25 protein-coding genes and 1 pseudogene are annotated in these 22,659 nt (G+C 62.1%); 13 read left to right on the plus strand and 13 right to left on the minus strand.

The genetic code is table 11. The features are described from left to right. Positions 1-176, plus strand: a 176-nt coding sequence (locus QD408_RS15270; protein ID WP_414139987.1) for an IS3 family transposase, incomplete at its 5' end; no start/stop codon positions are given. Positions 177-250: 74 nt separating this feature from the next. On the opposite strand, the gene QD408_RS15275 is transcribed toward QD408_RS15270, so the two are convergent. Continuing rightward, the gene (locus QD408_RS15275; protein WP_088681684.1) at positions 251-1,357 is read right to left on the minus strand and encodes a TRAP transporter substrate-binding protein; all 1,107 of its coding nucleotides are present in this window, start codon (positions 1,355-1,357) and stop codon (positions 251-253) included. A gap of 292 nt (positions 1,358-1,649) precedes the next feature. Here QD408_RS15275 and QD408_RS15280 point away from each other — a divergent pair, with 292 nt between their 5' ends. Continuing rightward, positions 1,650-2,429, plus strand: coding sequence for a gamma-glutamyl-gamma-aminobutyrate hydrolase family protein (locus tag QD408_RS15280; RefSeq protein WP_088681683.1), 780 nt, complete (start codon positions 1,650-1,652; stop codon positions 2,427-2,429). 36 nt (positions 2,430-2,465) lie between these two features. On the opposite strand, the gene QD408_RS15285 is transcribed toward QD408_RS15280, so the two are convergent. The 3 genes from QD408_RS15285 to QD408_RS15295 all read right to left on the minus strand — a co-directional run bounded on the left by QD408_RS15285 (position 2,466) and on the right by QD408_RS15295 (position 5,107). After that, complete coding sequence (locus QD408_RS15285) at positions 2,466-3,422, minus strand: 2-hydroxyacid dehydrogenase (protein ID WP_414139899.1); 957 nt, start codon at positions 3,420-3,422, stop codon at positions 2,466-2,468. Between the two features lie 29 nt (positions 3,423-3,451). Further along, positions 3,452-4,474, minus strand: coding sequence for a LacI family DNA-binding transcriptional regulator (locus QD408_RS15290; protein WP_088681681.1), 1,023 nt, complete (start codon positions 4,472-4,474; stop codon positions 3,452-3,454). 120 nt (positions 4,475-4,594) lie between these two features. Beyond that, positions 4,595-5,107, minus strand: a complete 513-nt coding sequence (locus QD408_RS15295; RefSeq protein WP_414139988.1) for a MarR family winged helix-turn-helix transcriptional regulator — start codon at positions 5,105-5,107, stop codon at positions 4,595-4,597. Between the two features lie 85 nt (positions 5,108-5,192). Here QD408_RS15295 and QD408_RS15300 point away from each other — a divergent pair, with 85 nt between their 5' ends. The 5 genes and pseudogenes from QD408_RS15300 to cysE all read left to right on the plus strand — a co-directional run bounded on the left by QD408_RS15300 (position 5,193) and on the right by cysE (position 9,261). Continuing rightward, the gene (locus QD408_RS15300; protein ID WP_414139900.1) at positions 5,193-5,975 is read left to right on the plus strand and encodes a creatininase family protein; all 783 of its coding nucleotides are present in this window, start codon (positions 5,193-5,195) and stop codon (positions 5,973-5,975) included. 146 nt (positions 5,976-6,121) lie between these two features. After that, entirely contained in the window at positions 6,122-7,222 is a 1,101-nt protein-coding gene (locus QD408_RS15305; protein ID WP_088681678.1) for a CobW family GTP-binding protein, read from the plus strand. After that, on the plus strand, positions 7,222-8,211 hold the full coding sequence (locus tag QD408_RS15310) for a WD40 repeat domain-containing protein (protein WP_414139901.1): 990 nt from the start codon (positions 7,222-7,224) through the stop codon (positions 8,209-8,211). The genes QD408_RS15305 and QD408_RS15310 overlap by 1 nt, the downstream gene beginning before the upstream one ends. 49 nt (positions 8,212-8,260) lie before the next feature. Continuing rightward, positions 8,261-8,356 (plus strand): annotated as a pseudogene (locus QD408_RS15315) (GNAT family N-acetyltransferase); the annotation flags it as partial. 86 nt (positions 8,357-8,442) lie between these two features. Beyond that, on the plus strand, positions 8,443-9,261 hold the full coding sequence (gene cysE / locus QD408_RS15320) for a serine O-acetyltransferase (RefSeq protein ID WP_414139902.1): 819 nt from the start codon (positions 8,443-8,445) through the stop codon (positions 9,259-9,261). 96 nt (positions 9,262-9,357) lie between these two features. Here cysE and QD408_RS15325 read toward each other — a convergent pair whose 3' ends face one another. The 5 genes from QD408_RS15325 to odc2 form a co-directional block, all read right to left on the minus strand. Further along, positions 9,358-10,335 carry a phosphodiester glycosidase family protein gene (locus QD408_RS15325; protein WP_414139903.1) on the minus strand — a complete coding sequence of 326 codons (978 nt, stop codon included), beginning with the start codon at positions 10,333-10,335 and terminating at the stop codon, positions 9,358-9,360. Positions 10,336-10,479: 144 nt separating this feature from the next. Then, positions 10,480-11,634 (minus strand): GGDEF domain-containing protein, encoded by a 1,155-nt coding sequence (locus QD408_RS15330; RefSeq protein WP_414139904.1) that lies wholly within the window; start codon positions 11,632-11,634, stop codon positions 10,480-10,482. 121 nt (positions 11,635-11,755) lie between these two features. Next, a complete protein-coding gene (locus QD408_RS15335; protein WP_414139989.1) occupies positions 11,756-12,781 on the minus strand; it encodes a serine hydrolase domain-containing protein in 1,026 nt (341 codons plus the stop codon). 213 nt (positions 12,782-12,994) lie between these two features. Continuing rightward, positions 12,995-13,585, minus strand: coding sequence for a GNAT family N-acetyltransferase (locus QD408_RS15340; protein WP_414139905.1), 591 nt, complete (start codon positions 13,583-13,585; stop codon positions 12,995-12,997). Positions 13,586-13,679: 94 nt separating this feature from the next. Continuing rightward, a complete protein-coding gene (gene odc2 / locus QD408_RS15345) occupies positions 13,680-14,813 on the minus strand; it encodes an ornithine/lysine decarboxylase (protein WP_088681671.1) in 1,134 nt (377 codons plus the stop codon). A gap of 529 nt (positions 14,814-15,342) precedes the next feature. Between odc2 and QD408_RS15350 the strand changes: the two genes are divergently transcribed. The 3 genes from QD408_RS15350 to QD408_RS15360 all read left to right on the plus strand — a co-directional run bounded on the left by QD408_RS15350 (position 15,343) and on the right by QD408_RS15360 (position 18,038). Continuing rightward, a complete protein-coding gene (locus QD408_RS15350; protein WP_414139906.1) occupies positions 15,343-16,236 on the plus strand; it encodes a LysR family transcriptional regulator in 894 nt (297 codons plus the stop codon). A 90-nt stretch (positions 16,237-16,326) separates the two neighbouring features. Beyond that, positions 16,327-16,968, plus strand: coding sequence for a DUF1007 family protein (locus QD408_RS15355; RefSeq protein WP_414139907.1), 642 nt, complete (start codon positions 16,327-16,329; stop codon positions 16,966-16,968). After that, entirely contained in the window at positions 16,962-18,038 is a 1,077-nt protein-coding gene (locus QD408_RS15360) for a nickel/cobalt transporter (RefSeq protein WP_414139908.1), read from the plus strand. Before QD408_RS15355 ends, QD408_RS15360 begins: the two co-directional genes overlap by 7 nt. 1 nt (position 18,039) lies before the next feature. Here QD408_RS15360 and QD408_RS15365 read toward each other — a convergent pair whose 3' ends face one another. The 4 genes from QD408_RS15365 to QD408_RS15380 all read right to left on the minus strand — a co-directional run bounded on the left by QD408_RS15365 (position 18,040) and on the right by QD408_RS15380 (position 20,486). Next, positions 18,040-18,246, minus strand: a complete 207-nt coding sequence (locus tag QD408_RS15365; protein ID WP_088681667.1) for a hypothetical protein — start codon at positions 18,244-18,246, stop codon at positions 18,040-18,042. Continuing rightward, positions 18,243-18,938, minus strand: coding sequence for a GNAT family N-acetyltransferase (locus QD408_RS15370; RefSeq protein ID WP_414139909.1), 696 nt, complete (start codon positions 18,936-18,938; stop codon positions 18,243-18,245). The genes QD408_RS15365 and QD408_RS15370 overlap by 4 nt, the downstream gene beginning before the upstream one ends. Before the next feature lie 76 nt (positions 18,939-19,014). Further along, a complete protein-coding gene (locus tag QD408_RS15375; RefSeq protein ID WP_414139910.1) occupies positions 19,015-19,734 on the minus strand; it encodes a tellurite resistance TerB family protein in 720 nt (239 codons plus the stop codon). A 113-nt stretch (positions 19,735-19,847) separates the two neighbouring features. Beyond that, complete coding sequence (locus QD408_RS15380; RefSeq protein WP_414139911.1) at positions 19,848-20,486, minus strand: 2-dehydro-3-deoxy-phosphogluconate aldolase; 639 nt, start codon at positions 20,484-20,486, stop codon at positions 19,848-19,850. 153 nt (positions 20,487-20,639) lie between these two features. Here QD408_RS15380 and QD408_RS15385 point away from each other — a divergent pair, with 153 nt between their 5' ends. The 3 genes from QD408_RS15385 (at position 20,640) to QD408_RS15395 (ending at position 22,597) form a co-directional block, all read left to right on the plus strand. Beyond that, positions 20,640-21,128, plus strand: a complete 489-nt coding sequence (locus QD408_RS15385) for a CYTH domain-containing protein (RefSeq protein ID WP_414139912.1) — start codon at positions 20,640-20,642, stop codon at positions 21,126-21,128. After that, the gene (locus tag QD408_RS15390; RefSeq protein ID WP_088681663.1) at positions 21,106-22,014 is read left to right on the plus strand and encodes a CHAD domain-containing protein; all 909 of its coding nucleotides are present in this window, start codon (positions 21,106-21,108) and stop codon (positions 22,012-22,014) included. The genes QD408_RS15385 and QD408_RS15390 overlap by 23 nt, the downstream gene beginning before the upstream one ends. 106 nt (positions 22,015-22,120) lie before the next feature. Further along, entirely contained in the window at positions 22,121-22,597 is a 477-nt protein-coding gene (locus QD408_RS15395) for a VOC family protein (protein WP_414139913.1), read from the plus strand. The last annotated feature ends 62 nt before the right edge of the window (positions 22,598-22,659 follow it).

Genomic DNA, 22,659 nt, shown 5'->3' on the forward strand with positions numbered 1-22,659 from the left:
TCGCCACCCTCAAATCCGAGTTCTTCCATCCTAACCACTTCGACAGCATCGAAAGCCTCCGTGATGGCGTCGAGGACTATATTCGGTATTACAACAACGATCGCATCAGGCTAAAACTCAAAGGGCTGAGCCCTGTTCAATACAGGACTCAGCCCTTAAATAATCCCAGCCAATAAACCGTCCAACTTTACGGGGTCAGTTCAAAATCCGGGGGTTTTTCATCAGCCGAAATTGAACGCTGGCGAAAAGCTTAGAGCTTGCCGGCCCGCTGCTGGATCATCATGAACGTATCGAAGGTGTATTCCGAAAGCTGCATCCAGAGATACGCATCCCGCTTGAAGGCGGTCTGGTCCTCGTAGATCTTCTTGAAATACTGGTTCGTGGCGGAGATTTCGCCGTAGATGCCGGTCGCCGCCTGGAAGCAGGCTTCCATGATCTCCTGGCTGAACGGACGCAGAGTCGCGCCTTCGGCAACCAGCTGCTTCAGCGCCGTCGGGTTCTTCATGTCGTATTTCGCCAGCATGTTGGTGTTGGCGAAGGCGCAGGCGTCGGTGAGCGCTGCCTGATAGTGCTTCGGCAGGTTGCTCCATTTTTCGAGATTGAAGAAGGCGTGCACCGTCGGGCCACCTTCCCACCAGCCCGGGTAATAGTAGTATTTCGCCACCTTATGGAAGCCGAGCTTCAGGTCGTCATAGGGGCCGACGAATTCAGCCGCATCGATCGTGCCCTTTTCGAGCGCCGGATAGATGTCGCCGCCGGCGATCTGCTGCGGGACGACGCCGACCTTCTCCATGATGCGTCCGGCAAGGCCGGCGATGCGCATCTTGACGCCCTTCAGATCGTCGAGCGTGTTGATTTCCTTACGGAACCAGCCGCCCATCTGCGCCCCGGTATTGCCCGCCGGCAGGGCATACATGCCCTGGGTGGCGTAGAACTCGTTCATCAGCTTGTTGCCATTGCCCTCGAAGAACCAGGCATTGGTCAGGCGGCTGTTCAGTCCGAAGGGAATGGCCGTTCCGAAGGCATAGGCCGGGTCCTTGCCGACGAAATAATAGGAAGTGGTGTGCGCTGCCTCGACCGTGCCGGCGGCCACCGCGTCGACGGCCTGCAGGCCGGGCACGATTTCACCGGCTGCAAAAGGCTGGATCGTGAAATTGCCGTCGGTAGCGGCGGCGACATGTTTCGATATGTCCTCGGCGCCGCCATAGATCGTGTCCAGGCTCTTCGGAAACGACGACGTCATGCGCCATGCGATCTTCGGATTCTCCTGCGCGATCGCAGGCGCTGCCAATGCCGTTGCGGCAACCGCTCCGGCGCCGGCGGTCCCCGCCTTCTTGAAAAACGAACGACGATCCATCAAAAACCTCCCATATAGATGGCACTGCGCGGTGATCTTCACCCCTACCCGCAGCGAGGGCAGAGCTAAGCATGGCGAAGGCCGCGATTCAAGCTTTAGTCTATTAGCCTTTGGCATCAAGACGACAATAAGACAAGCCGAGCACATCAATCAAAATCAGCAGCTTAGCGGCAGATCGGGCGGGCGCCCAAACCGCTTCCGCCGCAATTTGGCCATCGGATACGGCCAAGCGTTGACTTGCCGGCCGTTCTGACGGCAAAACGGCAAACAGAAAGCTTTCACCGGGCCGAACATGACGAAACCGATCGTTGCCATCCCCGCCGATATCCGCAGCTTCGACGGCGCCACCTGGCATGCCGTGCAGCATCAATATCTCCGTGCCGCGTTGAATGCGGCCGGCGTCACGGCCTTCATCATTCCAGCCTTCGAGGAAGGTTACGACACCGACGCGATCCTCGACCGCGTCGACGGCCTTCTGGTTTCCGGCTCGGCCAGCAACGTGCATCCCTCCCTCTACGGCGCCGAGGCCACCGAAAGGGATGGCCCCTTCGACCCCGCCCGCGACGCCACCAGCCTGCCGCTCATCCGCCGCGCCATCGAGCGCGCCATCCCTCTGCTTGCCATTTGCCGCGGCATCCAGGAACTGAACGTCGCTCTCGGCGGTTCGCTCGCAAGCGAGATACAGGAACAGCCCGGCATGTGGGATCACCGCCGGCCGGACGGCGTCGACCGCGACGGCATGTACGCCATTCGCCAGACTGTCCACATCAAGGAGGGCTCCTGCATTGCAGGCATTCTCGGCCCGGGTGAAGTCCGCGTGAATTCGCTCCATCGCCAGGCGATCGCCAGGACGGCGCCCCGCCTGCAGGTGGAAGCCATCGCCGAAGACGGCACGGTCGAAGCGGTCTCCGTCGTCGATGCCAAGGCCTTTGCCGTCGGCGTGCAATGGCATCCGGAATACTGGGCCGAAACCGACAAGCCCTCGAACCAGCTCTTCGCCGCCTTCGGCGATGCCGTTCGCACCTATGCCGCCGGCAAGCTGCCGACGGTTTCGGCGCAGGCGACCGCCTAGCGCATCCTTCGTGCGGCCGAAAGGACGCGTAGCGCTCTAAGCCTTCTGCGGCGTCTCCGGCACCGGCGTCAGCGCCGACCCCTTCTCGAACCAGGCGATCAGATTGTCGGCGACGAGATCCGCCATGGCATTGCGCGTCGGCACCGACGCCGAGGCGACATGCGGCAGCAGCACGGCATTCTCGGCCGCAAGCAAATCGGCCGGCACGATCGGCTCCTCGTAAAAGACGTCGAGACCCGCTGCCCCGAGCGCGCCGGATGCCAGCGCAGCGCCGAGCGCCTCCTCGTCCACCGTCCAGCCACGGCCGACATTGACGAGAATACCGTCCGAACCGAGGGCGGCCAGAATATCGGCATTGATCGTCTTATGCGTCTGCGGCGTCTTCGGAACGATGGCGATCAGCGTATCCACCGCTTCCGCCAGTCCCTTCAGTGTCGGGTAATAGTCGTAGGATACGTCCGCATGGTGCGATCGGGTGTGGTAGCTGATCTTCACCTTGAACGGCTCCAGCCGCTTGGCGATTTCGAGCCCGATGCGGCCGAGGCCGTAGAGCCCGACATGGCGGCCCTTGAGCGAGAAGCGTGACAGCGGGTAGGCCGTGCCGGGCTTCCAATTGCCGTCACGCAGCCAGGCTTCGGCCCGCGGCAACTCGCGGATCGTGTTCAAGAGCAGGCCGATCGTCGTGTCGGCGACCTCGTCGTTCAGAACATCAGGCGTATTGGTGACGATGATGCCCTTTTCGGCGGCACGCTTCACATCCATGCCGTCATAACCGACGCCGAAGCTGGCGATCACCTCGACGTTCGGCAGCTGGTCCATCCAGGCGCCGGGAAAAGCGCCGGAGACCGCGACGCCGCGGATGCGGCCGGCGGTCTCGCCGTCGAGAGCAAGCCTTTCCCCGCGTGGGACGGTGACAATCTCAAAACGATCCTTCAGCCTTTCGAGAACACGATCGTGTATCTTCCCGGGAACGAGAATGGCGATGCGGGACATGGCTTTTCCTCTTGGGTGACGGTCTGGGTTCAGTCGCGGGGGCGATGGGGACTGGTGGACTGGCGAATGCGCATTTCCGGCTTGATGAGATGCATGCCGTCGGGCTCGTGGCTGCCGGCAAGGCGATCGAGCAGCGCCCGGGCAGCCAGGCGGCCGACCTCGGTCTGGCCGTTCCAGACGGTCGTCAGCGCCGGCGTGGCGATCGAAGCTTCCTCGAGATCGTCATAACCGGTGACGGAAATGTCTCGGCCCGGCACCAGGCCGGCGCGCGCAATACCGTTCATCAACCCGATCGCGACGAGATCGTTCCAGCAGACCGCCGCCGTCGGCTTCTGCGGCAGCGAGAGGAAATGCACCGCGGCCTCGAAACCGCCCTGTTTCGAGCGCGGGCCGGGAATGCGCAGGTTCGGATCAACCTCGATGCCGGCCTTGCGCAGCGCATTGACATAACCCTGGTAACGGTCGCGGCCGGTGGATGTCTGGTCCGTGCCGCCGATCATGGCGATCGAGCGATGGCCGAGGCCGATCAGGTGGTTGGTGGCAAGCGAAATGCCGTAGCTGTCGTCGCCGCGATAGGTCGGCAGGTCCTGCCCTTCCATCGAGCGGGCGACCAGGATCGCCGGCATGCCGTTTTCTTCCGCCAGTTGCACGTCCTCAGGCGGCGTACCGATCGCCGGCGACATGATGACGCCGTCGCCGCCGAGCTGCAGAAGCGTCTCGATGAAGGTGCGCTGCTTCTCGACGTTGTCGTAATGGTTGGACAGGATGAAGGTGTGGCGGCTGCGATCGAGCTCGCTTTCGATCGCTTTCAGGATCTCGCCGTAGAAGGGGTTCATGATGTCGTGCACGACGACGCCGATGATGCCGGAGCGCGAGGTCCGAAGGCTGGCGGCGCGGCGATTGTAGATATAGCCGAGCGCGCGCGCCTGCTCCTTGATTTTCTCCCGCGTATTGCCGGCAACGAGCGGACTGTCGCGTAAGGCGAGCGATACGGTCGCCGTTGAAATGCCGAGCGTTTCGGCGATTGTCGAAAGCTTGATCTTCTGGGCCACGTGTCCTCCTCCAGGCAGCACGCAAGACAGCAAGACCGCACCGGCAAACCGGCGCGACCCCTTAAAATGTTTAATTAAAAGATTTAATCGGCGGAAGCAATTCGTCTTTCAGGAGAAATTTCAGTCTTCGTCCGGTTCTTCGATATGAAGGGCTTCGGCCTGCAGATTGGCATCGATCGCCTTTAGCAGCCGGACGAGATTGCGGATTTCCTTTTCGGAAAATTCCAGCGTCGCCAGCCTGTCGCAGGCGGAAGCCGCCATCTCGATCGCCTCCACGCTGTCACGGCCAAGTTCGGTGAGATAGACCTTGGTGAGGCGCGCATCCTCGGCATCGGGCTTGCGCTCGAGGAAGCCCTGCGCCTCCATGCGGCCGATGGTGCGCGTCATCGTCGGCGCCTTGACGCCGAGCTTCTGGGCGAGGCCGCCGGCCGTCATGCCGTCGCTTTCGGCAAGCGAGAGGATGACGCCGTCCTGGCCGGCATAAAGCCCGCTTTCGAGCAGGTTGCGCGAAAGCACCGTGCGCATGGAACGAGCCGCCTGGGTCAGCGCCGGAGAAAGGTCGACGAGCGTATACTCGGTCTGGTCCTTCTTCTTGGACTTGTTCTTCTTGCCGTCCTTGTGCTTCTTTCCCATAGCCATCCCTTTGATCTTTAAGCCCTGGCGCCGCTGCGATATGACATTGCCCAGGATCTCGTCATAAACAAGAGGCAACCACAGGATGATGACGCCTTCGCCCCGCTTCGAGGGCCGCGACCCGGCCCCTCACCGGCGTCACCCGATCGCCGTGCTGCCGCTCGGCGCTCACGAGCAGCACGGCCCTCACCTGCCCTTCGAGACCGACACTCTGATTGCCGAAGGCATCGCCGGGCGATTGAAGGCGGCCCTGCCCGCCGGCCTGCCCGTCACCTTCCTGCCCGCCGAATCGGTCGGCTACTCCATAGAGCATATGGATGTTGAAGGAACGAAGACGCTCGCCTTCGACGAAGCGGTCAACCGCTGGCTCGCCGTCGCCGAAGGGCTCGCGAAGCAGGGAACCCGCAAATTCGTGATGCTGAACGCCCATGGCGGCAATTCGCCTCTGATGACGATCGTCGCGACCGAGGCGCGGGTCCGCTTTGCCATGCTGGCGGTGGCGACGAGCTGGAGCCGCTTCGGGTTGCCCGATGGCGTGATCGCGCCGGAAGAAAAGGCGATCGGCATCCATGGCGGCGATATCGAGACCTCGGTGATGCTGGCGCTTCATCCTGATAAGGTCGATATGGCGAAGGCAAAGGATTTTCCCTCGCGGCAGACGGAATTCGCCGCTCGCTTCAAGCACCTGCGCGCCTACGGTCCGCACGCCTTCGGTTGGCAAATGTCCGATCTCAATGGATCGGGCGTCGCAGGCAATGCCGCGGCCGCAACGGCTGAAAAGGGCGAGGCGCTGATTGCGCATGCGGTGAAGGGACTGGTGGAATTGCTGGAGGATGTCGGTGCCTTCGACGTCAGCGCGCTCCGTTGAGGAGGGATCATCTGTATCGGGCGGCGACGTGATCTTATAACATATAAAATCCTTTGAACTGCCGTGCCCATGCCATTATATGAGACCAACCGTTCAAGCAGCCGATCCCCAGCCGTTCGGCCGCACGCCTAATCCTAGAGGTTCTCATGACCGACGCGATCTCCACACAGAAGCCCATTCCCGTCACCGTGCTCACCGGTTATCTCGGCGCCGGCAAGACGACGCTGCTCAACCGCATCCTCTCCGAAAACCACGGTAAGAAATATGCGGTCATCGTCAACGAGTTCGGCGAAATCGGCATCGACAACGATCTGATCGTCGAGTCCGACGAGGAGATCTACGAGATGAACAACGGCTGCGTCTGTTGCACGGTGCGCGGCGACCTGATCCGCGTCGTCGAAGGCCTGATGCGCCGCCCCGGCCGTTTCGACGGCATCATCGTCGAGACCACGGGCCTTGCCGATCCCGTGCCGGTCGCTCAGACTTTCTTCATGGACGACGACGTGCGCGCCAAGACCGAGCTCGACGCCGTCATCGCCCTCGTCGACGCCAAGCACCTGCCGCTGCGCCTGAAGGACAGCCGCGAGGCCGAAGACCAGATCGCCTTCGCCGACGTCGTCGTCATCAACAAGAGCGACCTCGTAACCCCGGACGAACTGGACGTGATCGAAGACATCGTCCGCGCCATCAACCCGGCCGCCCGCGTCTACAAAACCAGCCGCTCCGGCGTCGATCTCGCCCGCGTGCTCGATCAGGGCGCCTTCAACCTGGAGCGCGCGCTCGAAAACGATCCGCATTTCCTGGAACACGGCCATGACGACCACGTCTGCGGCCCGGATTGCGATCATCATCACCACGATCATGATCACGACCACCACCATCATGGCCATGATCACGATCATCATGGACACGACCATCATCATGGCGCGATGTCGGCGATCCATGACGTGACGGTGCAGTCGGTGTCGCTGCGCGGCGGCGAGATGAACCCGGAGCGCTTCTTTCCGTGGATTCAGAAAGTTACCCAGGTGCAGGGCCCGAACATTCTTCGCCTCAAGGGCATCATCGCCTTCAAGGACGACCCCCAGCGTTACGTCGTCCAGGGCGTGCACATGATCATCGAGGGCGATCACCAGCGTCCATGGAAGGACGGCGAGAAGCATGAAAGCCGTCTCGTCTTCATCGGCCGCGATCTCGACCGTGAAAAGCTCGAGTCTTCCTTCAAGGCCTGCGAGGCAGCCGCCTGATGCCGACAGTTGCACCGCTTGATCTCGACGGCCACGTTCTGGCCGTCGAATTTTTAGGTGATGTTCCCTTCTTCGCAAGCGCCAACGGCACGTTTCACCGGCTGGACGGCGGCGAGAGGGTTTCAGAAGCCCATCAGGGCATGCTCACCGCGATCCGCGATCCCTACAGCGAAAGCCTGATCTCGGGCGGCGAAGACGGCAAGGTCCTGCGCATTACAGCCGACGGCAGCGTCAGCGAACTGGCGAGTGCGCCGCGCAAATGGATCTCGCAGGTCGCGGCCGGACCGCAGGGCGCCATCGCCTATTCCTACGGCAAGAGTTCGCTCGTGCGCCTTGCCGACGGCACGACTAAGGAATTTCCGGAGGAGCGCACCGTCGAAGGCCTTGCCTTCGCGCCGAAGGGTCTGCGCATCGCGGCTGCCCGTTACAACGGCGTGTCGCTGCATTGGGTCGGCATGAGCGCCAAACCGGTCGATCTCGAATGGAAGGGCGCGCATACGGCCGTCACCTTCTCGCCCGATGGCAATTTCCTCGTCACCTCTATGCAGGAAAACGCCCTGCATGGCTGGAAGCTCGACAGCAAACCCGGCGCGGAAGCCCGGCATATGCGCATGACCGGCTATCCCTCCAAGGTGAAATCCCTCTCCTGGTCGGTCAAGGGCAAATGGCTCGCCTCCTCGGGCGCGCCGGCTGCCATCGTCTGGCCGTTCCAGGGCAAGGACGGCCCGATGGGCAAGGCGCCGTTGGAGCTCGGCACCCGCGCCAACATCATGGCGACCTCGGTGAAGTTCCATCCGCTGGAGGATATCCTCGCCATCGGCTTCATCGACGGCATGATCCTCGCCGTGCGCGTTGCCGACAACAAGGAAGCGCTGCTGCGCCGCCCCGGCAAGGGCGCGATCACCGCGATGAGCTGGAGCAGGGACGGCAAGCTGCTTGCCTTCGCCTCGGAAGCCGGCGATTGCGGTGTCGTCGACATTTCGGCTTGAGGCCGCGTTGTCAGCAATGGATGGCGCCTTGACGGAACCCGAGCTCGTAACGCCCGGCGCCGGCAACGAGGAAAGAGAGCCCGACGTGCTCTATCATTGGCGCCGCCTTCCCGAACCGACGCTCAGCCTGAAACCGTCCGGCTAGAAGATCGGGCTTGCCAAATGCCTTGGCCGGGCGAAACATAAACCCACGCAGCGACCGCTGGGCGGTGACTGACAAAGGAAACGTCAATGCCGAAATCGACCGGCCTCGGTCTGGCCGAGCAACAGCCGCAGTCCTTGGGCGGCGTATCCGTCTGGGCCGTGATCCGCGCCGAGGCGGGCGAGCTTGCGGCGCGCGAGCCGATATTGCAGCGGCTGCTTGCCGAGCAGGTGACGGACGCGGCCGGCAGCCATGAGATCCTTGCCCGCGTGCTGGCCGCGCGGCTCTCGGCGGCCCAGGTTGAAACGGGCGATCTGTTCGATCTCATCCTGTCCACGCTTGATGACGATATCATGCGGAAAGTCGAGGCCGATCTCGCCGCCGTGCGCGAGCGCGACCCGGCCTGCACGACATTTCTGCACGCGCTCCTAAATCTCAAAGGCTTTCATGCGCTGCAGACGCATCGCATCGCCCATGCGCTCTGGAGCGCCGGCCGCCCGGAGATTGCCACCTGGCTCGCCAATCTCGCCTCGCTGGTCTTCGGTCCGGATATCCATCCGGCAGCACGGATCGGCGCTTCCATCATGCTCGACCATGGCTCGGGCATCGTCATCGGCGAAACGGCTGTGATCGAGGACGAAGTATCGATCCTGCAGAACGTCACGCTCGGCGGCACGGGCAAAGAAACGGGCGACCGTCATCCGAAGATCCGCCACGGCGTCATGATCGGCGCCGGCGCCAAGATCCTCGGCAATATCGAAATCGGCGCCTTCAGCAAAATCGCCGCCGGCAGTGTCGTGCTGAAGCCGGTTCCCGAACATTGCACGGTCGCCGGCGTTCCGGCCACTGTCGTGCGCATCCACCGCGGCGATGAGATCCCGGCCGAGACGATGGATCAGAATATTTAGAGCCAATCCTCCGATCGATGATCGATTGCGATGTGACGACGGAGCTCGAATGTCGGCGGAGACGACAAGTATTAGACTTGCGGCTTCGACCTCAAACTATCTCCGCTCGACCGTCAAAACCATCGGCATGGCCCAAGTGGCCTCTGGAAGCGGCCAACGTAGCAATTTGACGTTGTCATCCTCGACCTGCGCCTCCCATCGCGCATGAAATTTCTGGCTATACCCGTTCAGCCGGACGCTGCGGTGCGCAAGGGGTCCGCCGTCGAGGTTAAGGGCTACCTTGAGATCCAGCGGCGACGCCTTGAGAAATTCCGCCAACCGATCGAGAGAAAAGAACGCCTCCTTCGTCGTGCCGATCACGATGCGACCTGAGCCATCCCTAGCGACAAAGGTTCGATTGGCCAGCCAGCGGCTTTTCACATTCACATGAGTCTGACCATCGTCGCCGATAAGGAGCGGATAAGAAACCATCGCATTGGTCGCCCCGGCAAAGGCGCTTCCCCAATCTTGATGGGTCAGGTCACGGATGTCGGCGGAGGCAGCGTCCGCGACAAAGGCGCCGGCCTTCGCATCATACTGCTGGGGACCCATTGCTACACCCTCACTGATGAAGGGCGTGTCGGGCCGGCCATGCATGTCGTAGTAGCTGCCGTTGACGATCAGCACGGCCTGGGGCAAGGCATGCTCCCATTCGTCAATGCCCCTATCACCCCTGTGCGCATTGTGGACGACGAAGCGGAAGCGCGTGGGATCGATCCTGCTGAGGAAAATGCGATCGACTTCGCGACCATCGGCAAGCACCGGCAGCTCCGCCACCTCGAAGCCAACCTCAGGTTCTTGCCAGACCAGCGCCCCCGGCTGCGCGGCCGGGACTGGGCTCTTCAGCGCCAGTTGCATCGAGGCCGACAGCCGCTCATCGTCAGGCTTCACGGTGATCCAGTAGGTTCCGCCACGGCGCAATATCGTGTTGAACCCATAAACGCCGGCGACCTGCCAAAGCCAACCGGCACCGACAACAATCATAACGACCAAAGCTGCGGCCAGCCCGAATAGGAGCTTGCGAATTACCGACATCAAAATTCTCTATGAGCAAATAGTTAGGTTCAGTATGCGACGCGATGCGTTCGCCCTGCGCAAATGCGATTTCAAGTGAGGCTTTTCTACGACGTCCAAATACATCAACGGCGGCCCCTGAGGCTTCGCCGATAAATACGGCCCTTAGGCAGCCTGCTGATTTTCTCCGAAAGCTTCAACCCGGTTGCGCCCTTCGCGCTTCGAGCGATAAAGCGCCTCATCGGCCTTGTGCACGAGCCGTTCGAACTCTCCGCCGCTTTCCCGTGCGGCGACCCCGATGCTCAGCGTCGGGAAGACGGCGAGATCCGGCCGCTGCATGACGGCGGCGGCGAAGTCGAGACGGAGGCGCTCGGCAATCGCCATCGCATCTTCCCGGGAGACATTTTTCAGCACCGCCAGGAATTCGTCCCCGCCTTGCCGGGCGAGCAGATCGCCTGAGCGCACGATGCCTCTCGAAACGTCGGCGAAGAGCCGCAGGATCTCGTCGCCGGCAGCGTGGCCATGCCTGTCGTTCAGCTGCTTGAAATGGTCGATGTCGATGATCAGCAGCGATATCGGCTGAGAAGCGAAAGCGGGCACGTGCTGGGCAAGACCGCCCCGATTGAGCGCGCCGGTCAGCGGATCGTGATGAGCGAGTTCCGTCAGCTGATTTCGGCTGCGCTCGGCCGCCATCAGCACCATGGCCATACTGCGCAGCATTATGAAAGCGACCGCCGACACCGCCATCCAGTTATGAACCGCACTGCCGCCGAAGGGATCCGGACCGCCGATTTCGCCGGTCGCCGCGAGAATGCTGCGGACCGCAAAGATCATGGCGGTGCAGGCATAGAGGCCGACGAGCAGACCGGCTGAATAGAGCTTCTCGCGGCGGACGATGCTCATCGCCTCCCTTGCGACCGCAAGATCGCAGAAGCAGCAGATGACGGAGACGTAAAGAAGCCTTGCCGAGACCGCCGAGGGATCGCTGACGATCAGCAGGACGGGAACGCTGACGAGAAAGATGGCAAGCCAGAAAATGCGCTGATCGAGAACCCGTCCTGAAAAGATGCGCACGGCAAAAAACATCAGCATATAGCCGGCAATGGTGACGACGTTACCGCCGTCGACCGAAACCGCGTAGGGAACGAAATTGCGCAGCGCGACGAGGAAGGAGCCGACGCCGACGAAGAGGTTGCTCAAGCCCCACCAAAGCGGCCACCTCTCGAAGCGGCCGGTTGCATAGGCTGCAAGCTGGAGAATGCCCAGCACGAAGCAGCTCACGGCAACAATGAAATAGATCGTCCTGAGATCCAGCAGCATGGGGCTTTCCGAGGTTCTGGTTGCGGAACCTACAGCAAGCATTTTGCGGTTTGATTGGAGCCTTCGTTAAAAATTGAACGATCGCCGGATTTTGCGCGTCTGAAACGGCGCGGCGCTGGAATCAAGCGGCCCGCACCGTGCCGATGATATCAGCCAGCAGACCGTGCAGCAGGTCCCGATAGCCGTTTCGGGCCGAGGGGCCACTCTCTTCCGAGGTCATGACGACAGTCAGATCGAGCGACGGCACGATGTAGAGCATCTGCCCGCCATAACCCCAGGCGAAATGCACCCGCTCGCCGCCGATCTCACGCGTGAACCAGCCATAGCCATATTCGTCGCCGGAGAAGCGTGAATTGGTGCGGTGTTGCCACGATTGCACGATCCAGTCGGCAGGCACCACCTGCACTCCGTCCGCCGCGCGCCCGCCATTGCGATAGAGCTCGCCGAAGGCAAGCAGGGAGCGGGCGCTCATCGCCATCTGGTTGCCGCCGAGATAGATCCCCTGCGGGTCGCGCTCCCATGCGCCGATGCGGAAACCCTCGACCGGGCCGAGCCATTCGCGGGCGAGCGCCAGGGTCGACCGGCCGCTGACCTTGGTCAGAATGGCCGAAAGCAGATGCGTGGACGCGGTGGAATAGAGCATCTCCCCGCCGGGCCGATCGACGAAGGGCTGCGAGAGCGCAAAGCGCACCCAGTTACGCGAGGAGACCCAGCGGCCGTAGTTCGCCCCCGACATGCGGCCGAGCCCTGTCTGCATCGAGAGGAGGTTGCCGATGGTGATGTCGTTGAGGCGGGGATCGGGCGATGAGGGAAGATCGGCCTTCAGGATCGGTGCGATCTTCTGGTCCGGCCCATCCAGCAGTCCTTTGCCGATCGCGATGCCGACCAGCGCCGAAATGATCGATTTCGAAGCGGATTTGATATTGGTCGATTCCGACGGGGAATGACCCCGGAAGCCGCGTTCGGCAAGCACGCGTCCGTCACGGGCCACGATCACCGTCTTGAGCGGCCGCAGCGCCGGATCGCTCGCCGCCTGGTCGAGGCGCGGACCAAGCCCGGCGGCGGACGCCGTACTCTGGGCTGCCGCCGGGCCTGTTGCAACAAGCGACAGGCACAGGAAAAAGAGACATGGGATAAGGCGGATCATGCGGCGCAAGATAGGATATCGCCGCGATATGCGCGCGTGCCGGCAGCACTTTTCACGCGATTGTGTCTGCTGGTGAGCCGATCACGGCTCACGCTTTGGCATGGATGGCAATCCGCGCCGCAACCACGGCAGGCCCGCCTGCCTGCATGATCAGCGGCGCGGATATTGCCGGCCGGGGGAAAGATTTCCCGCCCGCCCGGCAGGCGCGCAGCATCAAGCTGCGCGGCGAACCGGCGCGCTGGCCAGCATGCGCCCCGAAGGGACGATCATGCCGGCCGCGCCGTCAAGCCAACCTTCCGTGAGCTCGAGCGCGAGAAAGCGCGAGCGTTCGAACGGACCCGGCATGACAAGGTGACGAGCCTTTTCGGCAAAGAACCCGAAACGCTCGTAATAGGCTGCATCGCCGACGAGCAGGACGGCGCCATGTCCGCGGTTCTTCGCTTCGAGGATCGCCGCCCGCATCAGCGCAGAGCCGATGCCCTTGCCGCCGTGACGGGAATCGACGGCGAGCGGGCCGAGCAGCAGCGCGTTGATCGGCGTGCCCTCCGCATTGACGCCGGCCTCGATGTTCCAGAGCCGCACCGAGCCGATGAGATGGCCGTCGCGATCACGCGCAACGAGCGCAAGACCCTCGGCCGGAACGCGGTTGCGGCGGATCTTCTCGGACGACTTCTTCCGGCGGCCCGGACCCATGACACGGTCGAGCAGGTTTTCGCGGGCAACGACGTCCGAAGGATTTTCGGCATCGATGGTGAAGGTGGTGGGCGCAAAGAATGCGCGGACAGAATCAAGAACAGCGGCCATCTTGGCCTCCCGTACCCAATACCGTTATCAGCGGCGATGAAGGAAAATTGTGAAGTTGCCGCCCCGGCTGGTTACGGGGCCGGCGGAAACGACCTTAGATGACGTAGGCCTTCAGCGGTTCGAAACCGTTGAAAGCGACTGCCGAATAGGTCGTCGTATAGGCGCCGGTGCCCTCGATCAGAACCTCGTCGCCGATCGAAAGGGAGATCGGCAGCGGATAGAGGTTCTTCTCGTAGAGCACGTCGGCCGAATCGCAGGTCGGGCCGGCAATGACGCAGGGCTCCATCTCATCGCCGTCATGCTCCGTGCGGATCGGATAGCGGATGGCTTCGTCCATCGTCTCGGCGAGACCGCCGAACTTGCCGATATCGAGGAAAACCCAGCGCGCATCGTCATTGTCCGACTTCTTCGAGATCAGCACGACCTCAGCCTTGATGACGCCGGCATTGCCGACCATGCCGCGGCCCGGCTCGATGATCGTCTGCGGGATCTGGTTGCCGAAATGCGTGCGCAGCGCCTGGTAGATCGACTTGCCGTAAGCTTCCGCGGACGGAACGTCGCGCAGGTACTTGGTCGGGAAGCCGCCGCCCATGTTGACCATCTGCAGGTGGATGCCCTGCTTGGCAAGCGATACGAAGACGCGCTTGGCATCGGCGAGCGCCGAATCCCAGGCATCGACCTTGGTCATCTGCGAACCGACATGGAACGAGACGCCGTAGGACTGCAGGCCGAGCTGATGAGCGTAGACGAGAACGTCGACGGCCATCTGCGGAACGCAGCCGAACTTGCGCGACAGCGGCCATTCGGCGCCCTCGCCATCGGTGAGCACGCGGCAGAAGACGCGGGCGCCGGGAGCGGCGCGCGAGATCTTCTCGACTTCCTCGTGGCTGTCGACTGCAAAGAGGCTGACGCCGAGCGCATGCGCGCGAGCGACATCACGCTCCTTCTTGATCGTGTTGCCGTAGGAAATGCGGGCAGCGGTCGCACCGGCTTCGAGCGCCATTTCGATTTCGGCAACGGATGCGCAATCGAAATTGGAGCCGAGGCCCGCGAGCAGCTTCAGCACTTCCGGAGCCGGGTTGGCCTTGACGGCGTAGTAGATGGCGCTGTCCGGCATGGCGTGACGGAAGGCGTGGAAATTATCTCTGATGACATCGAGGTCGACCACGAGGCAGGGACCGTCGGGACGTCGGGTTGCGAGAAAGTCGCGGATGCGCTGGGTGGTCATATCAGTTCCCTCTTCCAGTTCCAGAGCTCCGGCGTCAACCGGAGGACAAAGGGCATACGAGAACTCGCCTTGGAACCAGCCGGTGGAGACCCCGGAACCATAGCAAGCGCTCGATGCGCGGATAGTGAACCAACGCCGCGGACGCGGTGTAAGTTCGGCTTTGTCTGCCATGGATTGGAGGGAGAATCCCAACCGCACTTCCGGCAATGATGGTGTGCCTCTTCAGTAACCCCCGCTGATGGAAAGCAGGGAGAGAACAAAAAGGCCCGCACCGTCGTTGCTTCAGGCGTCCTCGCATTTTCCGGTTGGCCGGAATAGCGACTGGAGGGGTTAATTCCAGGTACCTTACCGATTTCCTCACCAATTCGAGGGTTCGGCGGACACCCATGGGCACGTGCGACTTTGGGCTGAGTGGGAAATAAGAATATTCGCCTTCATAATCAAGCGTTTTTTTGATCTTGGGGTCAAAAAAATAATTGAACAAAACGGCCCGATTTGTTCAACATTCCAAAACAGCCGTGAGGATTTCATGGACACCTTGACCCGCATACGCGCCTTCATCGATGTCGTCGAGGCTGAGGGCTTTTCCGCCGCGGCGCGCCGCACCGGCCGCTCGAAGGCACTGCTTTCCAAATATGTGCGCGAATTGGAAGATGAGCTCGGCGCCTTGCTGCTCAACCGCACCACCCGGCAGTTCTCCATGACGGAGGCCGGCCATACCTATTACCGCACCGCTTCCGATATCCTGAAGGAAATCGACAATCTCGCCGATCTCGTGCGCGAGAACAATGCACAGCTGAAAGGGCGCCTTCGCGTCTCGGTGCCGCGCACCTTCGTCGATGCCGACGTCGGCCAGTCGCTGATCGATTTTGCCAGGGAGAACCCCGACCTTTCGCTGGAGATCGCGGCCGACGATCGCTTCGTCGATCTGATCGAGGAGGGCTTCGACGTGGCGATCCGCATCACCAAGCTCGAGGATTCCGGCATGATCGCCCGCAAGATCTCCGATTTCCGCGTTCACATCTGCGCCACGCCCGAATTCCTCGAGCGCCATCCCGATCTCGAGCATCCCAGCGATATTTCCAACGTCCCCTTCATCGTCGACACAAATTCCCGCACCCAGGCGAGCATCCGTTTCTACAATCCCGATAACACGACTTTCGCGGTCGCCGTTTCCGGGCCGATGGAGGTCAACAGCCCGCATGCGACATTACGCGCAGCGCTCGCCGGCATCGGCATCGCCCTCGTTCCGGATTTCATCGCGCGCAAGTCGATCGAGAGCGGCGAGCTGGTGACGCTGTTCAACGACTACATCCCGACCGATCGCGGCATCTATGCCGTCTATCCGCACCGGCGCTACCTGCCGGCCAAGGTGAGGATCTTCGTCGATTACCTGCACAACTGGTTCAAGAAGCATCCTTAGGGCGGCGCTTGCGGGAGCGGCGGAATCCGGTCCCAATTCCGTCCCATTTTCTGGCGAGAAGTCACGGGCACCGAAACGGCAGCGGAATAGATGAAACATTCGACGATACTGATGGCCGCGCTTCTTTCCCTCGCGCCGGCCGCCGCCTTTGCACATCCGCACATTTTCGTCGAGGCGCGTCTCGAAGTCGTGGCCGGCAAGGACGGCAGCGTCGAGGAACTGCGCAATGTCTGGCGCTTCGACGAGGTCTTCTCCTCCTCCGTCGTCATGGATTTCGACAAGAACACCGATCTGAAGCTGGAGCCGAACGAACTCGCCGAGGTCGGAAAGACGGTGAAGCAGTCGCTTGCCGATTATGACTACTACATGAACCTGACGATCAACGGAAAGAACATCACCGTCCAGAAGCCTGACATCATCCATGTCGACTACAAGGACGGCCAGCTGCTGATGTTCTTCGCGGTCAAGCCGGTCGAGAAGATGCCGCTCAAGGGCAGGCTGACCTTCGGCGTCTACGACCCGACGCTCTATACCTCGATCGATTTTCCGACAGACAACGAACTTTCAATGGTCGGCGATGGCTTCAAGGCCTGCAAGCATCAAGTGGTGCGGCCGGATGCCGACCAGGTGATCTCGCAAAACAAGCAGTCGCTGACGGACGCCTTCTTCAACGATCCCACCGGCACCAACATGTCCAAACTCTTCGCCACCCGGCTGGAGGTCACATGCTAACGAAACGCCTGCCCCTGATCCTTTCCGCGACGGGCCTCATGCTCCTGACGGCGGCAAGCCTCGCCCATGCGCAATCGCCGCTCGGCATCGGCACGGCGGAGCCGAGCTTCCAGCCGACCGGCGGTCCGCTCGCCCCGCTGCTGCTCTATGTGAACTACGAGCAGCAGGCCTTCTACCGCGCGCTGACCGGCGCCTTGAAGGCGATGCGTGAAGATCCCTGGCAGCTTGCCTCGCTGATCGGCCTTTCCTTCGCCTATGGCGTCTTCCATGCCGCCGGCCCGGGCCACGGCAAGGCGGTGATTTCCTCCTATATGATCGCCAACGAGGTCGAGCTGAAGCGCGGCGTGGTGATCTCCTTCATCTCGGCCTTCGTCCAGGGCGTGGTGGCAGTGGCGCTGGTCGGCGGCGCCTGGCTGGTGCTGCGCGGCACCGGCATCACGCTGACGGCCGCGACCCATGCGATGGAGATCGCCAGCTTCGTCATGGTCATCCTCTTCGGCGGCTGGCTGCTCTTTCGCAAACTGCGCTCGATGATAGGCAATCTGCCGCGCCGCCGCCTGATGGCAACGCCGGCCGGTCCGGTCAGCATGATGCTCGACTGGAAGGACAATGCGACTGAGCGCCAGGCCTATGCCTTCAACGGCAAGGCTCAGGCCGTGGAAGCCGGCCATACCTTCGTTCCCGGCATGGTCTGCGAAACCTGCGGCAACGCCCATGTGCCCGATCCGGCGCTGCTCGGCGGCGACAGGTTCAGCGCCCGCGAGGCATGGTCGGCAATCGTCGCCGTCGGCCTCCGCCCCTGCTCCGGCGCGCTGCTGGTGATGACCTTCTCGCTGCTGAACGGCCTTTATCTCGGCGGCGTGCTTTCGGTCGCCGCCATGTCGCTCGGCACGGCGATCACCGTATCGCTGCTCGCGACGCTTGCCGTCACCGCCAAGGGTGCGGCCGTGCGCCTCTCAGGACGCGGCTCGACGGCCTCGGTCTGGGTCGGCAACGCCATCGAAATCCTCGGCGCCGTGCTCGTCATCCTGATGGGCGCCCTGCTGCTCGGTGCCTCGCTGCAAGGTTAGGCTATTTTCCCCTGCCCCGCTGATAGCGCGCCCGCAGCCAGAAGACCGCGAAAAACGCCATGATCAGGCAGATGCCGACGAGTATCCCGAGCGTCGGCGAGAAATTGCCGATCCACAGAACAATGGTCGGCAGGAAATAGAAAACGAGGCCGGCGCCGAGCAGGATGATGGCGGCGGCAACTGCCTGCGAGCGGCTTTCCGGGCTCATATGAGCCGCTCCTTTTCCAAATCGGCGCGGATATCCTCCAGACGGCGGATCTGGCTGCCGGCATCGTCGAAATTCCCGGGCGACAGCCATGCTTCGAAGGCCTCGTTGATCAGCGGCCATTCATTGTCGATCATCGAGAACCAGGCGGTGTCGCGGTTGCGGTGCTTGGAGATCATGTGCTGGCGGAAGACGCCCTCGAAGCTGAAGCCGTAGCGCAGAGCCGTCGTCTTGCTCGCCTCGTTCTTGTTGTCGCATTTCCATTCGTAGCGACGGTAGCCGAGATCCTCGAAGACGTGCTTGGCCATCAGGTAGTGCGCTTCGGTGGAAAGCGGCGAGCGCTTCATGTCGGGACCATGCGCCACCCCGCCGATTTCGATGACGCCGTTTGCCGGATCGGCGCGCATGTAATTCGCCATGCCGACAATCTTGCCGGTGGCGTTGTCACGGAAGATATGGGTGAGCCAGCCGGACTTGGTATAGACGTTTTCCAGCCAGTTGGCGAAATCCTCGATGCCGGAGAAATCGTCCTGCGCGAAATAAAGAAGGAGCGGGTTGATCCCCATGCCGCCCAGCCCGTCCCACAGCGCCTCTAGATGTTCCGCGCGCCGATAGGGTTCGACCGTGACGAAACGGCCTTTCAGCGTGACCGGCTTCGGCGCCGGGCAGCCCTTGAAATTTGCAAGATCGCGCATCTTCACTCCCCTTTTCTAGAGCCTTTCCCGGGGAGTGGATAGGCCAGCCGCCCGACAAAGGCAACCGGCCTGGATGCTACTGTGACAAGGTAACTTTGGCGGAGGATACCGTCGCCTCGATATGGTCGACCAGCTGATCGGCAAGGCCGAGCCGGCCTGCCAGCAGATCGAGATAACCGCGCTCGGCGCGCGAATCCGGCTCAATGGTGAGCCGCGAAGCGGTGTAAAGTTCGACGCGCTGTTCTTCCGTCACCGCTGCCGCGACGAGCGCATCGATGTCCGTCGGCGAAGCGAGTTCTTTCTCGATGAAGGCCGCAGCCTCGCCGCTGACGTCGGCGGCCTTGATTTTGTCCATGATGAGGGCGCGTTCGGCGTCGTCGATGTGACCGTCGGCCTTGGCGGCGGCGATCATCGCACGGATCAGCACCAGCACGAATTCATTGCTGCCGGCAGGCGATGCCGGCCCGAAACCGGATTCGGCAGGCGGCGGCAGGAGAACCGGATTGTTTGCCGACGGCGCATCCGAGGGGGCTGCGGGCGCTTGGCCCGCCTGGTAATTCTTGTAGGCCTGGTAGCCAAGGCCGGCGATAGCGGCAAGACCGCCGATTGCCAGCGCATTGCCGGCAATGCTGCGGCCCGTCTTGGTGCCGAGAAGCACGGCTGCGATCGCACCGGTCTTCATCGGATTGTTCTTTGCCGTCTGTACGGCCTCGCCCGCCCTGTCGCGGACCGAGCCGCCGAGACCCGGCACCTGCGAACCCAAGAATTGGTCGAGAAGCTTCTTTGCGTCGAACATTCCTCGTCATCTCCGTGTTTGAGGCCGGAGGAGAACATAGGTTTGCGACGGCTGAAATACAAATAAGAGGGTGCGGGGATTGTGCCTGACGCTCATCCCCGGCCCATCCGACCTCAGGCCTTCAGTGCCGCGGCCTCCGCCGCAAGCCTGGTAATGCCGGCCCAGTCGCCGGCTGCGACCAGCTCCCTCGGCGCAACCCACGAACCGCCGACGCAGACGACGTTCGGCAGCGACAGATAATCCCTGGCGTTCTTCAGCGAAATGCTGCCTGTCGGGCAGAACAGCGTGCCGGCGAGCGGCGAAGAGAGCGCCTTGAGATAGGCAGCACCCCCGGCCTGCTCGGCGGGGAAGAACTTCAGCACCTGATAGCCTTCTTCGCGCAGCGCCATGACTTCGCTGGCGGTCGCGGCTCCAGGCAGCAGCGGCACGTCGGAATCGGCGGCGGCATCCAGCAGTTCCTGCGTCGTGCCCGGGCTGACGATGAATTTCGAACCGGCCTGAACGGCAGCTTCCCAATGCGCAGCGTTCAGGATCGTACCGGCGCCGACCTCCGCCCCTTCGACCTCGGCGGCAACCGCGCGCACGGCCTCGAGTGCCGCCGGCGTGCGCATGGTGATCTCGATCGCCCTCAGGCCGCCGGCCACAAGTGCGCGCGCCAGCGATACGGCCGACTTCGCGTCGTCGACGATCAGCACTGGAACGACCGGCTGGAGTTTCAGGATGGAAAGGAGCTTCTCTGTTTTCTCGCCCATGGTCGTGCGACTTCCTTGAAACGATTGAATTCGACCCGGAATAACGCCCTCACTGAGGCTTGTCGAGATAAAACCAGCTCATATGACAAGATGGGTAGGAAAGGCGTGGAAATTGGGCTACCGTGCCAGGATCGTCACAAAAGGTTCATCGGCATGGCGAAAGAGATCGAACGGAAGTTCCTGGTACGCAGCGATGGATGGCGTTCCGCCGTCGAGACCAAGTCCGTTCTGAGGCAGGGTTACATCGCTTCGATGGACGACCGTTCCGTCCGGGTGCGCATCCTCGACGGCAGGAAAGCGAGGCTGACGATCAAGATCGGCCGCAGCGCCATCACCCGCGACGAATTCGAATACGATATCCCCGTCGCCGACGCCGAAGAGCTGTTGCAGAACGCGATCGGCATCGTCATCGAGAAAACGCGTTACCGCGTTCCGCACGAAGGTTTCGTCTGGGAGGTCGACGTCTTTGCCGGCGAACATCGCGGCCTGGTCATCGCCGAGGTGGAAATGACCGCCGAAACCGACAAGCCGGCCCTGCCCGCCTGGCTCGGCCGTGAAGTGACCGGCGATTTCCGCTATTCCAACCAGGCCCTTGCCACAGAATATGGGCATGACAGGCATGGCCTATCGCATACGGCCTGACGCCGATTTCACCGAGGAGTTCCGCAGCGTCGCGACGGAGCAGCTGGAACACGCCGTCACGATTCTCGATGAACGGCCGGACGGTGCGCATGAGGCGATCCATTCCTTCCGCAAGAACCTGAAGCGTCTGCGCTCGCTCTACCGGCTCGTGAGCCGCGAGGTGCCGGACTTCCAGGCGCATGAAAATGCGCGGCTGCGCGATGCCGCACGATCGCTTTCGGCCATCCGTGACGCCGCCGCCCTCATCGGCACCGCGCAATATCTGCGGCAGACCGCCCGGGACGAAGAGGAAAGCGAAGCGCTTGGGCGCATCGTCACCATTCTCGAAGGACGCCGCGACTGGATGATGGAAGCCGAGCGAGGCTTGGAAGAGCGGCTGACGGAAACGACAGGCATTCTGAAGGAGGCAACAACCGCGCTGGACACGGCCTCCTTCGACGGCAGCCATCGCAAGAATGCCCGCATGCTGGCGAAGAGCTGGCGCCGCACGGCGCGGAAAGCCAAGGCCGCGCTCGTAGCCTGCCACGGCGACGCATCGGCCGACGATTTTCACGAACTGCGCAAACGTACCTATGATTATCGGCTTTACCACGCGCTGTTGCGCGATGTCTGGCCCGGTGCGATGAAGGCCAAACGCGACGCGGCCAAGGAGCTCGTCGAAGATCTCGGCCACATTCACGATCTCGCCGTGCTTTCCGAACTGGTCGAAGCCGAACCGCAGCTCTTCACCCGTAATGACGATCTGGCCCATCTGCTCGATGCCATCATCTTCCGCCAGCAGGAAGACCGGCGGCAAGCGCTCGTCAAAGCCGAGGCCGTCTTCGCCGACGATCCCGACGAGGAAGCACAGCGCATCGAACTTCTCTGGCTGGCGGTCGCGAACTGAGAAACGGCACATCCGGAAAAATATCGTGAAAGCTCATTGACCTCAACCAATCTTGAGGTCCTAGCCTCCAACGGTCGACCAACAAAGATCTGACCGCGAGGAAGTAATGACCGCCGAAAATGCCGTGATGCCGAAGGTGCTCGGGCTCTACGAGACCCATCTGACCGTTGCCGATCTCAAGACCTCCGTCGATTTCTACCGCGATGTCGTCGGGCTCGAACCGGCTGCCTCGTTCGAGGAGCGCAAGGTCGCCTTCCTCTGGGTGGACGACAGGAAGACCGGCATGCTCGGCCTTTGGGAAACAGGAACCGGTCCGTTGAAGATGCGGCTGCATATCGCTTTCCGTATGACCATCGACGGCGTGCTGGAGGCACCCGCCATTCTCAAGGCAAAGGGCGTTGAACCTCTCGGCTTTGGCGGCGAACCGGCAACGGAACCGGTGGTTTTCGGCTGGATGCCGGCACTGTCGATCTATTTCAAGGATCCGGACGGGCACTCGATCGAATTCATCGGCATTCTCGACGACGCGCCCGACCGAAGCTTCGGCATCCGGCCGTTTTCCGAATGGCGCGAGCGAGCGTAATCTCGCCACTCAAGACTGCCATCGGGGAAGGCAATTGCGCGGCCCGCCGATTTTCTGTATTT

Origin of the sequence: Rhizobium sp. BR 249, assembly GCF_047445895.1 — a bacterium.
Classification (GTDB): domain Bacteria; phylum Pseudomonadota; class Alphaproteobacteria; order Rhizobiales; family Rhizobiaceae; genus Rhizobium.